We start from the raw sequence: 14,380 nt of genomic DNA on the forward strand, positions 1-14,380 counted from the left end.
CATGGACACTGATCAGCTATTAGAACTGCTTAAACTGAAGCTAGGCATTTCAACCACTCTCAGGGATAAGCCGTTGAAGAAAATTCTTGATGCCGTCATTTCTGAACTAACACAGACTTTCGGTATTGAATTGGATTCTGCTAGAGCTGATCATGAGATGTTTGTGGTTGATTTTGCTGCTTATCGCTACGAGGGTGGGGTGGATATGCCACGTCACCTTCAATGGCGATTACACAATCTGCAAGTTTCATCAAAAGGAGAGATTAGCGATGTGGAATCATGAAATCACTCTGATAGCAAAGAGAATCACTGGAAAAGACAAGTTGAAGCAGAACATCACTGAGGAAATCAAAACTGTTCTGCTGTGTCGCAAGAAGTCAATTAGCAGGTCAGAGTTTTACCAAGCCAATCAGGCAGGTATTCGTCCAAGTCTAGTAGTTGATATTCATAGTTTTGAATACGACAATCAAGAGTTGGCTGAATTCGAAGGGGAAAGATACCGCATCCTTAAGACCTATCCTGTTGACCTTGAAACCCTTGAATTAACCTTGACGGAGAAATTATCATGAGCAAGGATTTAGCCAATGAGATTGCTAAAGCTTTAGCTGAGTATTCGTCTGAGATAGAAGATGAAGTTGACCTTATTGCAGAAGAGGTGGCTAGCGAAGCCGTGGACGAACTGAAAGTGACTAGTCCTAAAAGGTATGGAAAGTATGCTAGGAATTGGCGATTTAAGAAGAGCGCTAAGGGGTCGTATGTGGTCCATAATGCTGCACCAACTTACCGACTTACTCACTTACTGGAAAACAGTCACTTGTTACGAAATGGTGGTCGTAGTAAAGCACAACCTCATATCAAACCTGTCGAGGAAAAGGTCAAAGAAAACTTTGAAAAACGGATTAAGGAGCTCGGTCGATGAAGCTATCAGAATTTGCAGATATTTTGGAACAGGCTGAGTTGCCTGTAACCTATCGAGCATATCAAGAGGGGCATGTCCCTGATATGCCTTACCTTGTGTATTTCGAATCTAATCCTATTGTCAATTCTGCTGACAATACAAGGAACCATGAGATTAAGTCGGTGGTTGTTGAGTTGGCATTTGAGAGAAAGGATGAGGATTTAGAGGAGCGTTTGGAAGAGCTATGGTCTAACCATGAGCTCTTTTTTGAAGCTCAAGAAGAAACTTTTATTGAGACTGAAAGGCTTTATGTCAAGCCTTACACAGTCTATCTCTACTAGAGGAGGAATGACATGGAAAATAAAGTGACCTATGGTCTGAAAAATGTACACGTTGCACCAATTACTAGCATCAGTGCTGAGACAGGGGTGCTAACTTACGGAGAGATTTTCCGTTTCCCTGGGGCAATGGAAATCACTCTTGAACCGAAAGGGGAATCAGGTGCTATTCAAGCAGATGATATTGATTATCACTTCATGAATGCCAATGAAGGTTATGAGGGTAAATGGAAAGTACCTCACATCATTGATCAGTTTGCCACGAAAATTCTCGGTGAGATTAAAGATACCGAGACAGGTGTATTGACAGAAAAAGGCGATGCCGAGCCAACACCGTTTGCCTTAATGTTTGAATTTTCAGGGGACAAGAACAAGACCCGACATGTGTTCTACTACTGTTCTGCTAGCCGTCCAGCAACTGGCTCTAAGACAAAGAGTGGCACAAGTGTCAATGAGCGAGAATTGACTTTCAATGCTAGCCCACGTCCGCTTGATACTGTAGTGAAACGCTCGGTCACCTCGGCAGACAAGAAGGAAGTCTATGACAATTGGTTCAAGAAAGTCTATGAGCCAGCCGCTGTAGGTGGATAAGGAGGTCTTGCATGCGTAAAATTATTCCGATTGGTGATCAGGAGTATGAATTGGCCACAAATGGCTATACTCCTATTGCTTACAAGAAAGAGTTTGGTAAGGACTATTTCCAGGACCTATTCTCAATGCTGAACAGTCAAGCACTCTTGTCTAAACTGGATAAGTTGGAGCCTGGTCAGGAATTACAGGCAAGTGACATTGATATGTCGGCCCTTGCTGACTTTGATATGACTTTCTTTAACCGTCTTTTCTGGACCTTTGCCAAGTCTGCCAACCCTCGTATCAAGCCTTATGCTCAATTCTTCATGGAAATGGAAGAATTCCCTGTTCAAGAAATCGGACAAGACTTGATGGAAATGTTGAATGCGAGCATGCAGACAAAAAAGAAACAGACTCGTCAGAATCTGCAAGCGATGAAATCTTTACAGTAGAATCCTATCTCTCTTGTTGTAAGGAGACAGGTTTATCCATTGATGACTTGAAGCATATTTCAATCGGTATGGCTCTGGATTATCAGACGGATTATGTGAATTTACGCAGTAAAGATAAGGATGGCGAAAGAAAAGCTACTCAAGAAGATTTTGACAACTTTTAAGAAATTAGCAGTGCTGAGAGAGTGATTCTAAGGTCAAGTTCCCTGTAATAAGTGGACTTTCGGTCATAGATGAGCTTGTAAGCTCTGCTATTTTTCGTTTGAGGTGGGTGGGTCGGCAATCTTCAAAAGAAAGGAGGAAACAAATGGCAAGTAACATCAAAGGGATTAAGATTGAAATTGATGGCGACACGCAACCCTTGCAGAAGGCCCTGAAAGATGTCAACAAGAATGCTACTGAAGCAACCAAGGAACTGAGACAGATTGATAAGGCCTTGAAGTTTGATACTGGCAATGTAACCTTGCTGACCCAGAAACAGGAAGTCTTACAACAGCAGGTATCCAATACCAAGGAGAAGCTTGAAACTCTGAGACAAGCCCAAGCACAGGTGGAGAAGCAATTCCAGAATGGAGACATCGGAGCTGATCAGTACCGTGCTTTCCAACGTGAACTGGAAACTACTCAAAATGTCCTCAAGGGTTATGAGAATAAGCTTGAAAATGTCAATAGAGCTCTGGCCAATAACGGTCAAGCTGTAGAAACCAATGTCAGTCAACTGAACAGCCTACAGAATGAGCAGAGCCAGTTAGCATCCGAGATGGACAAAGTGACCAGTTCTTTCAAACTACAAGAGAGTGAGCTCGGTCAGAACGCTTCTGAATCTGAGAAAGTCGCCCTGGCTCAGAAGAAGATTGCTGCTCAATCCGAGATTGTGGAAAAACAGATCTCGAACCTTGAGCGACAGTTGGAACTGACAAAGAGTGAGTACGGTGAGAACTCTACTGAAGCGAATAAACTAGAGAAATCCTTGAACGAAACCAAGGCCGCATTCAATGGCTTGCAGTCTGAAATGAATGGAATGACTGGTGCTAGTGCTAGTGTTAAGTCAGACTTATCAGAAACAAACCAACTACTCAAAGCTGATTTACTAATGGATTTCAGTGATAAGCTCAGTCAAGTTAGTGACAAGTTGATAGAGCTTGGTCAGAATGCACTGGAAGCCTTCAGAGAAGTTGATGCTGGCATGGACACTATCATCACAAAGACTGGGACAACAGGACAGGCTCTGGATGAGATGATTGGGATAGCTGAAAATATAGCGACCTCTATTCCTACGGATTTTGAAACTGCTGGCAGTGCTGTTGGTGAAGTCAATACTCAATTTCAGTTGATGGGTGAAGCACTGCAATTAACGGCAGAGGATATGATTAAATTTGCTGAAATCAATGGAACTGATGTTGCAGCAAGTACGGTCAATTCTAAGCGAGCCTTGGAAGCCTACGGGCTTTCGGTTGATTGGTTGAGCGATGTCCTGGATTCCACAACCTACGTTGCACAATCTACAGGAGTGTCAGTTGATGACTTGATGAAGAAAGCGACTGATGGGGCACCACAAATCAAAGCCCTCGGACTGGAATTTGATGAGGGTGTGACTCTCATCGGACAATTTGAGAAAGCTGGTGTGGATTCGTCAGCTGCATTAGGCACTTTATCGAAGGCGGCAGTCAATTATGCCAAAGACGGCAAGACCATGAAAGAGGGACTTGCTGAAACCATCGATAAAATCAAATCCAGTACATCTGAAACAGATGCTCTTACAATAGCATCCGAAGTTTTCGGTACGAAAGCAGCACCTAGAATGGTTGATGCCATTAAACGTGGGGCTTTTTCTTTTGAAAACTTGGCAGGAACTGCTGAGAACGCCGCTGGAGTTGTCAGTACGACCTATGAAGCAACGTTAGATCCGATAGATAGATTCACCACAGCTCAAAATGAAGCGAAACTGGCCATGGCTGATATTGGGAACGCTATATCAGAGGTGCTAGCCCCAATCATGGAAGTGTTAGTTGATGTATTGAAGAGCGTGGTTGAATGGTTTAATGGGTTAGATAGCCCTGTGAGAAACTTCATTGTTATCATTGGTCTAGTTTTAGCAGCTGCTGGAACGTTACTCCCAATTATTATTGGGCTAGCCGTCGGGTTCTCTACGTTATTACCATCAATTATGGGAGTTGTCACAGCTATGGCTCCAATTGTCGGGACAGTCCTAGGAGTTATAGCTGTAATAGGTCTTTTAGTTGCAGCAATAGTTTATCTATGGCAAAACAATGAAGGTTTCAGAACGGCTGTTACAGAGATATGGAATGCCATTATGTCTGTCATCAATACGATTGTTCAGCAAATATCTGATTTTGTGATGTCTATTTGGGGGACTTTGTCTACCTGGTGGGCTGAAAATCAAGAACTGATTCGGGCAACTACTGAGACAATCTGGAATGCTATACAATCGGTTATTCAGACGGTCATGAGTATACTTGGTCCGCTAATTGAAGCTAGTTGGAGCAACATTCAACTGGTCATCTCAACTGTTTGGGAAGTTATCAAGACTGTTGTTGAAACAGCCATAAACGTTGTCCTGGGCATTATCACAGCAGTCATGCAGATCATCAATGGAAACTGGTCTGGTGCTTGGGAAACGATAAAGGGAGTATTCTCAACTATCTGGAATGGTATTCAGAGCATTGTTCAGACGATTCTATCCGCTATTCAATCATATATTGGAAATGTGATGAGTGGTATATCTGGAACGATTTCAAACATTTGGAATTCTATCTCAGGAACCGTCAGCAACATCTTAAACGGGATATCAAGTACAGTTTCTAATATCTGGAACGGCATCAAGAACAGTATTTCCAATGCCATCAACGGTGCAAGAGATGCTGTCTCAAATGCTATCAATGCTATCAAGGGCTTGTTCAACTTTCAAATCCGTTGGCCACACATTCCTTTGCCACATTTTAGCATCTCTGGCTCAGCTAACCCTTTGGATTGGTTGAAAGGTGGAGTGCCGAAAATCGGTATTGAGTGGTATGCCAAGGGTGGTATTTTAACCAAGCCGACGGCATTTGGCATGAACGGTAATAATCTCATGGTTGGTGGTGAGGCTGGCAATGAAGCTATCTTACCGCTTAATGATAAGACGCTCGGAGCCATTGGTCGTGGTATTGCTCAGACAATGGGAGGCAGCACACCAACCATCAACATCACTATCACAGACAATGTTGTCCGTGAAGAAGCTGATATCACGAAGATTGCCAATCAAGTTGCTCAGCGTATTGCAGATGAGCTACAACGTAAAACACAATTGAGAGGAGGGTAAACATGATTAGACATAATGAATTAGTGATTGACGGTGTGAAGACATCGTCTTTTCCTTTCAAAGTGATTGTGCATGAGTCCCCTTTTATCACGTTGGGAGACAGTAAGACTAACCTGCTGGAACATGATGGCATCAGCGGAGCGATTGTGCAGACCAACAAGCACCGTAGGTTGATTGAAAAATCCTACACAATCTATCTTGTCAAGCCAACAGAGGAACAATTGAATAAATTCATGAGCTTATTTATCCGTGAAAAGTTTTGGTTTGAGAATGAGCGTGTGAAGACAACAAGGCTTTGGTGCTACAAGGTCAGTGTCACGGATGTCGAACAAGAGAAACCTGGTCTTTATGTGACCAAGGCGACTTTTACTTGTCACCCTACTAAGTTTTTTAAGACCACAGATACCCAGACTGTGACTGGAAATGGGGTGTTGAGGGTGCAAGGGTCTGCTTTGGCATTTCCGAAGATTACCATTGTTGGTCAGAATGCTTCTGAGACATCGTTTACGATTGGCAGCCAAGTCATTAAGCTTGAAAAGCTCTCAGAATCGCTTGTGATGGTCAATGATCCTGACAATCCTAGCTTTAAAACGGTTACTGGAAAGCTCATAAAGTGGTCGGGCGATTTCATCACAATTGATACAGCTAAAGGGCAGAATGTTGGTGTGGTTTTGGGACCAGGCATAACGTCATTAAAATTTGAAACAGTTTGGGGGTGGGCATAGTTGCTTTATTTACTTGATAAAGAAGTCAAGACAGTTAAATGGAATGGCATTCCGTTACACGAAGCGAGCTCTGCTATTGTCAAAGAAGAAATCAACGGTGATTTTACTTTGACTGTCCGCTATCCTATCACGGACACAGGCATCTATCAGCTTATCAAAGAGGATATGTTGATAAAGGCTCCAAGCCCAGTTCTAGGCCCGCAACTTTTTCGCATCAAGAAGCCTGTAGAAAATGATGATAGTCTGGACATCACAGCCTACCATATCACTGATGATATTATGCAACGGTCTATTCCTGCAATGAGTGCTGTAGGTGTTGGTTGTGCAACTGCCTTATCATTGATGGTTCAACAAGCCAAGTCTGATTTAGCACCTTTTACTTTCACTAGCAATATTTCAACCAATAGGACATTTAACACGAAGGAGGCAATGACTCTCTACTCTGTGTTAATGGACGGTAAGCACAGCATGGTTGGTACGTGGGAAGGTGAACTTGTCCGAGATAACTTTGTTTTATCAATTAAGAATAGCCGTGGTTCCGACCGTGGCGTTGTTATCACAACACATAAAAACCTCAAGTCTTATCAACGGACCAGGAATTCTCAAAGCGTGGTCACTAGAATTTACGCTAAGTCAACTTTTAAGGCTGAAGGTGCTGAGGAAGAAACAACCATCAACGTGACAGTTGATAGTCCACTTATTGGCAATTATCCATACATCAACGAAAAAGATTATGAGAATAATAACGCTAAGACAGTGGATGAGCTGAGAAAATGGGCTGAGGCTAAGTTTAAGAACGAGGGTATTGATAAGATATCCGATGCCATTGAGATAGAGGCCTATGAGCTTGATGGTCAAGTTATCCATCTGGGCGACACGGTCAACATCAAGAGCAGGAAGCACAGCGTTGATATTTACAAGAAGGCTATTGCTTACGAATACAACGCTTTAACGGAAGAGTACATCTCTATCACGTTCGATGATAAGCCTGGGGTTGGAGGCTCTGGTGTATCTAGTGGAGTCTCTAATGCTGCTGATGTGATTTTGAGTGCCAATAAAACCGCTCAAGAAATTGCAATTGAGCGAGTCGTCAAGAATGCTAATCAGGCCTTTGACGCTGAATTTGACAAGCGAGTCGAGGAAATCAACGACGGCATCGAACAGTCTAGGGCAGAGGCTGAACGGTATGCGGATCAGATAAAGACTGAGATTAGTCAGGAATTTGATACTTTTGAACACGAGTATCAGGCAACTAAACAAAGTCAGAGTCAGCAGATAGCTGATATCTTGGCCAAGGCTCAAGCTAATACCATTTTGGCTACTGATGCCAAAAATATTGGCAATCAAGCAAAAGCAGATGCAGCTAATGCTCTGTCAAAAGCTATTCAGTATAAAAATGAGGCGATTGCTGAAGCAACACGGCTTGACACAGTCGAAAGACAGGCTACGGAAACAAAGTTGGCAACAGCTAAGAGTCAAGCAATATCAGAAGCAACTAGGATGGTTGAAACTGCCAAAAGCTTATTATCTGGACAGATATCTAATATATCTACAGATTTGAGCCAAACCAAGGAAGCTATCAAGTTGCTTGCCACAAAGGCAACCGTTGATACGCTGACTGGTCGTGTATCGTCGGCCGAGGCTATGATACAAGTACAAGCTGACCAGATTTCTCAACGTGTCAAAACTAGCGATTTTGATCAAGCGAAACAGCGTATCTCAACAGCTGAAAGTTCTATCACACAGCTTGGCAACAGGATAACAACTGAGATTAGTGAGACGGTGGCGAAAATACCGACAGAACTAGGCATTAGAAACCTTATCAAAGGTACAAAGGATTTGAGTGGAAACAACCCAAATCAAAACACCTCAGATACCTACCTTGGTTTTAATATTGCAAGAAGCAGACCAAGTTCAGGGTACATTGATACTTTTAGAGCTGCTACCACAATCAATGCAACGGCTACATCGTATGTTACTACGTTTTACGCTAGGTCAGATGTTGACGGCTTTCTTATTGATTGCCACCTTTTCTCACCAAACACTACAACTTCCGCAGAAAGTAGTACAGGACATAAGACTAAAGCCGTAGATGGTCTGGTCAATGTCAGGTTAACTACGGAGTGGACACGGTATTGGGTAAAGTGGACTCAAACACCAGTCAATGAAATCAAAAATTTCATTGTTGGCCGTAACAGAGTAGACAGAGGAAATGCCACCGTTGAAATTGCTGGAGTTGCCCTCTATGAAGGGGACATCCCAAAAGACTGGTCTCCAGCTCCTGAAGATGCCGTGGCAGAGATTGAGAATGTTAAAACTACCATTACTCAAACTGCTGAAGGCCAAGTTCAACTTTCAAATAAGTTGACTGAGACAGCTGGTAAAGTGACGGCTGCTGAAACCAGCATCAGACAACTGGTAAATGATGTATCTAGCAAGGTTTCTCAAACAATTTTTGACAATCTTAAAAGGACTGTTGAAAGTCAGGGGACTACTATCAGTCAAAATCAAAGTGCCATTGCACTGAAGGCTGATAAGACGGTCACTGACCAACTCAGCAAGTCTATTGAGAAGACCAATGCAGAATTGAAAGTGACCTCAGATGCTGTTAATACCAAGGTGTCAAGCGTTGATTTTAATGTAGTCAGTGGAAGGCTAACGACTGCTGAAACTACGATTAAAACCATGGCCGGTACCATTGAAACCAAATTATCACGAACTGATACTGAAGGGATTGTAACAAATGCCATAACACAGTCTGAGAATGGGACAAATCAACGTATCAGTCAGGTAGAAGGGAAAATCCCAACTAATCTTGGAGGCACAAATCTTGTCCGTGGTTCGGCAGAATTAAAACGAGGTTCTGGAGCATGGTCGCAAGGACACTGGAGAGGTTCGGGCAGTGGTGGAAAAGTTGAATATAATGTGACATTGCCATCTAGTCCTATCAAAGGAATTGCTACTGGCGCTAAAATCACGAGTGATAACAGTAATCAAATAGGTTTATGTCAAGACGGTACATCACTTGAAGCTGGCACCTACACACTTAGTGTATGGGTTTTAGGGGCAAGTGGTCTCAAAGTTCATGTATCTTCAGCGTATTCACAAGATACCAACAATCCATACACAGCAGGAAATAAATTTGTAACTTTACAGGACAACTCTTGGACTTTGATAACTCAAACATTTACTTTGACAAAGAGATACAATAATATTTCTCTTGCCTATTTAATGTTTGACTCACCAGGGACAGTATATTTTGCAGCACCCTACATTCACGCATCAGAACTTCCTGGCGATTGGTCACCAGCGCCTGAAGATATAGTAACAGTATCAAAATTCAATGAAGTTTCAGATACCGTAGATGCCCACAAAAGGACAATTTCTGAACAAGGGAATTCCATTTCACAGGTTATCCAGACCGCTCAAGGTCTAGTTACTAGGATTTCAAATCTTTCAAGTGGTAACAGGAACATGCTGAAAGGAACGAAAGATTTGTCTGGTATGTTTAATCAGGCCTATAAGACAAGTGATAACTACCAAGGTTTTACCATTGCAAGAACTAGTTCTGGAAGTGCTGCATACTATGATACATTCAGAACGTCAACAACGATCGTACCGACTTCTGACACATACATTATCAGTTTCTATGGTAGAGCATCAGTTGAAGGGACAAGAATTGCTAATCACTTTTTTAGTCCTAACACTACGCTAACCAGTGAAACTAGTGATGGGTATAAGAGCACCTCCACGGATGGAACAGCTTATGTCACACTTTCAACAAGTTGGAAAAGGTACTGGATAATTTGGACACAGCGAGAAACCACGACAATCAAGAATGTTATTGTGGGTCGTAATCATAGTACAAATAATGCCACCGTTGAAATTGCTGGAGTTGCCCTCTATGAAGGCAACCTTAACAAAGACTGGTCTCCAGCTCCTGAAGATGGAGATACTGCTTTTCAAGCGGTATCGACCCAAGTTAGTACTCTTGCAGGGTCATGGTCTGTACAGAACTTGAACAGCTCCGGTGACATCTTGTCACAAGCCAACCTATCATCCGCTCAATTCTTGCTGGAAGCGGCTAAAATACGTTTAAAGGGCAAGACCTTGGCGGATGAAATTCAAGCGATTGATGGTAAGTTTGGAACGCTCTTTGTTGCAGATGGTACCTTTGCTAAATTAAATGCAAACGTTATTGACTCTCAAGCAATCACAGCGGACAAGTTAAAGGTTGACCAAGCTTTCTTTACTAAGTTCATGGCAAATGACGCTTATCTAAAACAACTCTTTACCAAGTCAGCTTTCATCACCCAGGTTCAAGCAGTGACCATGTCTGCTAGTCAGATTTCAGGTGGAATCCTGACGGCAACAAACGGAGCAATGCAAGTCAACCTAAATGCTGGTCAAATTATGTACTACACAGACCAAGCAGCACTCAAGCGTGTTTTAACTGGCTATCCTACCCAGTTTGTTAAGTTTGCAACAGGTACGGTTTCTGGCAAAGGGAATGCGGGGGTAACCGTAATTGGATCCAACCGTTGGAACTCTGAATCGTCAAATGACGGTGGATTTGTCGGTATTCGTGCTTGGAATGGTGCAAATATAGATTCATTGGACTTAGTTGGAGATGAAATCAGATTGGCAAGCTCTGCTTTTGATAATCCTGATGGTTGGGATGTGAAAACTCTTGATTCTGGTCTAAGAATTGCACCTCACAATAGAGCAGCAGAGCGGAACAGTCGAATTGAGGTTGGAGATGTGTGGATTATGAAAGGAAATGGAACCTATTCATCATTACGTGACATCTTAAATGCTTTCAACGGAAACTTCTCAAAAGGTCCAAATGCTGATTCTTATACTTACTACCCTAATGGATTTTAAACTAGAAAGGAATAATATGGCTCAAGAACAACAACTCATCCAAGCTCTACGCTTGACGATCGATGAATTAACAAGCAAGCTAGCCGAAGAATCAACGACTAAGAATCTGCTAGCTGTCCAGTTGACAGCTGCTGAACAAGATAAACAGGTCTTGTCTCAGCAAAACAATCAATTGCAAGAGCAAGTTTCTGAACTGGAAACTCTACTCGACGAACAAACTAAACCAGAAATCATTGAAGGAGAATAATCATGACTGAAACTACTAACAACACATTACTTGACCTTTCTACAATTACAGAACCATTTGACCTCGCTACTGCATTGCAGTACATGAAGGACAATGGGGAATTTATTCGCTGCAAGAATGCGACAAATGATTTTTATATGTACCGTGATGTCCAACGTCGACCAGGTATTGTCAATGGCCGTCGTCAATTTGTGGAAGTTGAAACTGTATGGGCCTTTAACCAATGGGGCGGGACTACAACAACAATCAACGTTGCTGATCTCTTCAATGAGGAGTTCTACATCATGAAGTTTGACGAAAACGGAAATCCAGACTGGACAGATCCAACATTGCCAAAAGAATAGGAGGAATTCTATTGCCTATCGAACACGCAGAACGAATAGCTCAAAGCCAAGTGGCTTGGGCTATTTTGTTTATCATTTTATTTTTCATTGTGGTTAGTTATCTTGTGAAAACATCCAACAAACGCGAAGCTAAACTGATGGAATTTTACGACCAATCTAAAGCTGACTCTAAAATGAGGGAAGAGCGATTGTTGGCTCACTTAGATGCAACAAACACACAATTTGGTAGAATTTCGGACACCTTGGTAGATGTGCAAAAAGAGTTGGTCCGAATGAACGATCGCATGGACCATTTTGAAAGAGGAGAATAACCATGACAAACATTTCAGAAATCATTATCAGTGCTGCCCTCGGAATTTTGACAATTTTGGGAGGTACGCTTATTAGTGCTATCAAGAGCTATATTGTGGCGAAGGGTGGCGAGAAGGCTATCAAAATCGTTGAAATTTTGGCTTATAATGCAGTCAATGCGGTCGAACAGGTTTCTACAGAAACTGGTTTTAAGGGCAAAGACAAACTTGCCGAAGCTAAAAAAGCTATCTTAAATGAACTAACCAAATACAATATCCACATGACCGATGAAGATTTGACCGTCTTTGTAGAGTCTGCTGTTAAACAAATGAACAATGCCTGGAAGGAGTAACTATGGGAGTGAATATTGAAACTGCTCTACGTTGGATGAGTGACCGCAAAGGCCGTGTGACCTACTCAATGGATTATCGGAACGGTCCGAACTCTTTTGACTGCTCTAGCTCTGTTTATTACGCTTTGATGTCCGCTGGAGCTATCTCGGCTGGTTGGGCTGTAAACACTGAGTATGAGCATGACTGGTTGATAAAAAACGGTTATACACTCATTGCAGAAAATACTGACTGGGATGCCAAGCGTGGGGATATCTTCATCTGGGGTCGACGTGGTCAGTCTGCTGGTGCTGGTGGTCATACTGGTATCTTTATTGACCCTGACAATATTATCCACTGCAACTACGCTCGCAATGGCATTACGGTTGATAACTACAATCAGACGGCTGCGGCCAGTGGTTGGATGTATTGCTACGTGTACCGCTTGGCCAATCAAACCAGTACATCGGGTAAAAGCCTTGAAACCTTGGTACAGGAAACTTTGGCTGGAAAATACGGAAACGGAGATCAGCGGAAAGCAGCTCTTGGTAATCAATATGAGGCTGTCATGGCAGTTATCAATAGCAAAGCTACGGCAAGTCAAAAGAGCATTGATGAGCTTGCTCAAGAGGTAATCCAAGGCAAGCATGGTAATGGTGAAACTCGTAAAAAGTTACTTGGTAGCCAATATGAAGCTGTGCAAAAACGTGTGTCTGAATTGCTCAAAAAACCACCCTCAGAGCCATCAAAGAGTCCAGAGGTAAAACAGGCCACGGAATCCAAAACAAGCCAAACTGAGCCAACCGGACAAGCCACAGAAAGCAAAGAAGAAGGAGACCTATCTTTCAATGGTGCTATCTTGAAAAAAGCTGTGCTGGATAAGATTCTGGCTAAGTGTAAAGAGCATGATATCTTGCCAAGCTATGCTCTGACTATTTTGCACTATGAGGGCCTTTGGGGAACGTCAGCTGTAGGAAAAACTGACAACAACTGGGGTGGCATGACCTGGACAGGTCAAGGCAACCGTCCAAGCGGTGTCACGGTCACACAAGGCTCTGCCCGTCCATCAAATGAAGGTGGTCACTATATGCATTATGCCAGCGTAGATGACTTCCTGACAGACTGGTTCTATTTGCTTAGAGCTGGTGGCTCTTACAAAGTATCAGGAGCCAAGACTTTCTCAGAAGCTGTCAAAGGAATGTTTAAAGTTGGCGGTGCAGTCTATGATTATGCTGCTAGCGGATTTGACAGCTACATTGTCGGAGCGTCAAGCCGATTGAAAGCCATTGAGTCGGAAAATGGGACACTGTCCAAGTATGATACTGCTACCGTCACAGATGTCGGTAGCAAAGATCACATAGACATCACGGTTGATGGCATTGAAGTCATCATCAATGGTGAAACTTACAAGCTGGAAAAGAAACCAGTCTAATATACAAACAAAGCCCTCAGCGATTGCTGGAGGCTATTTTCTATTGGGGTGGACATTTTTGAAAATGTCTGTTTTGATGGAATTTATTTGCTCAAACTCTGATAATATGCAGTAATCTTTATCACTTTATCAAACGACATGCCGCCAATGTCAGTCCGTCCTTTGACATAGTTTGCCAATGTTTGTTCTGATATGCCCGTGGATTGTGCAATTTGATATCGCGAATGTGTCTGGAAGAAGTTCATCATTTCTTCCTTTGATAATACTTGGATCATATATACTCCTTATTTGAAAACCAACCAGAGTATCAATGCAATGAGCAATGACCACGCTAGGAAGGCTTTCCAGTCAAAACCGTGTTTATTTACTTTGTATTTTACTTTCATAGCATTTTTTGATAACATTTAAGTACACCCCCGAAGGGGTGGATAGTGATTACTCACTATCCAATTCGAAGTGCCATTCAAGAGTTAGAATGATAAGATTGAGTTTGACGACTACTTTATTATTCTTTATCTTGATTGGCTTTTTTAAGTACCTAAACATTT

15 protein-coding genes are annotated in these 14,380 nt (G+C 42.5%); 14 read left to right on the forward strand and 1 reads right to left on the reverse strand.

The genetic code is table 11. The features are described from left to right. The first annotated feature begins 1 nt into the window (after position 1). From K5Q34_RS06345 to K5Q34_RS06410, 14 genes are all read left to right on the forward strand, one after another. Entirely contained in the window at positions 2–283 is a 282-nt protein-coding gene (locus K5Q34_RS06345; RefSeq protein ID WP_221864711.1) for a hypothetical protein, read from the forward strand. After that, positions 270–569, forward strand: coding sequence for a phage head closure protein (locus tag K5Q34_RS06350; protein WP_221864712.1), 300 nt, complete (start codon positions 270–272; stop codon positions 567–569). The genes K5Q34_RS06345 and K5Q34_RS06350 overlap by 14 nt, the downstream gene beginning before the upstream one ends. Beyond that, positions 566–919: an HK97 gp10 family phage protein gene (locus K5Q34_RS06355; protein WP_221864713.1), complete on the forward strand. Its 354-nt coding sequence runs from the start codon at positions 566–568 to the stop codon at positions 917–919. Before K5Q34_RS06350 ends, K5Q34_RS06355 begins: the two co-directional genes overlap by 4 nt. Next, the gene (locus tag K5Q34_RS06360) at positions 916–1,239 is read left to right on the forward strand and encodes a hypothetical protein (protein ID WP_221864714.1); all 324 of its coding nucleotides are present in this window, start codon (positions 916–918) and stop codon (positions 1,237–1,239) included. The genes K5Q34_RS06355 and K5Q34_RS06360 overlap by 4 nt, the downstream gene beginning before the upstream one ends. A gap of 12 nt (positions 1,240–1,251) precedes the next feature. Then, positions 1,252–1,827: a major tail protein gene (locus K5Q34_RS06365; RefSeq protein ID WP_043033224.1), complete on the forward strand. Its 576-nt coding sequence runs from the start codon at positions 1,252–1,254 to the stop codon at positions 1,825–1,827. Between the two features lie 11 nt (positions 1,828–1,838). After that, a complete protein-coding gene (locus K5Q34_RS06370; RefSeq protein WP_221864715.1) occupies positions 1,839–2,258 on the forward strand; it encodes a hypothetical protein in 420 nt (139 codons plus the stop codon). Positions 2,259–2,565: 307 nt separating this feature from the next. Beyond that, a complete protein-coding gene (locus K5Q34_RS06375) occupies positions 2,566–5,580 on the forward strand; it encodes a phage tail tape measure protein (protein WP_221864716.1) in 3,015 nt (1,004 codons plus the stop codon). 2 nt (positions 5,581–5,582) lie between these two features. Then, positions 5,583–6,305 (forward strand): phage tail protein, encoded by a 723-nt coding sequence (locus K5Q34_RS06380; protein ID WP_221864717.1) that lies wholly within the window; start codon positions 5,583–5,585, stop codon positions 6,303–6,305. Further along, on the forward strand, positions 6,306–11,189 hold the full coding sequence (locus K5Q34_RS06385; protein ID WP_221864718.1) for a phage tail spike protein: 4,884 nt from the start codon (positions 6,306–6,308) through the stop codon (positions 11,187–11,189). It begins immediately after the preceding gene. 16 nt (positions 11,190–11,205) lie between these two features. After that, entirely contained in the window at positions 11,206–11,436 is a 231-nt protein-coding gene (locus tag K5Q34_RS06390; RefSeq protein WP_221864719.1) for a hypothetical protein, read from the forward strand. 2 nt (positions 11,437–11,438) lie between these two features. Continuing rightward, positions 11,439–11,780: a hypothetical protein gene (locus tag K5Q34_RS06395; protein ID WP_221864720.1), complete on the forward strand. Its 342-nt coding sequence runs from the start codon at positions 11,439–11,441 to the stop codon at positions 11,778–11,780. Positions 11,781–11,791: 11 nt separating this feature from the next. Then, positions 11,792–12,091: a hypothetical protein gene (locus K5Q34_RS06400; protein ID WP_221864721.1), complete on the forward strand. Its 300-nt coding sequence runs from the start codon at positions 11,792–11,794 to the stop codon at positions 12,089–12,091. 2 nt (positions 12,092–12,093) lie between these two features. Beyond that, positions 12,094–12,423, forward strand: coding sequence for a phage holin (locus K5Q34_RS06405; protein ID WP_024402342.1), 330 nt, complete (start codon positions 12,094–12,096; stop codon positions 12,421–12,423). A gap of 2 nt (positions 12,424–12,425) precedes the next feature. Continuing rightward, the gene (locus K5Q34_RS06410) at positions 12,426–13,832 is read left to right on the forward strand and encodes a peptidoglycan amidohydrolase family protein (protein WP_221864722.1); all 1,407 of its coding nucleotides are present in this window, start codon (positions 12,426–12,428) and stop codon (positions 13,830–13,832) included. Positions 13,833–13,915: 83 nt separating this feature from the next. Here the strand turns inward: K5Q34_RS06410 and K5Q34_RS06415 are convergent, their stop codons facing one another. Continuing rightward, positions 13,916–14,107 carry a helix-turn-helix transcriptional regulator gene (locus tag K5Q34_RS06415; protein ID WP_221864723.1) on the reverse strand — a complete coding sequence of 64 codons (192 nt, stop codon included), beginning with the start codon at positions 14,105–14,107 and terminating at the stop codon, positions 13,916–13,918. Positions 14,108–14,380 lie beyond the last annotated feature (273 nt).

The sequence above is a fragment of the Streptococcus sp. 2018110 genome (assembly GCF_019754115.1).
GTDB classification, from domain to species: domain Bacteria; phylum Bacillota; class Bacilli; order Lactobacillales; family Streptococcaceae; genus Streptococcus; species Streptococcus hashimotonensis.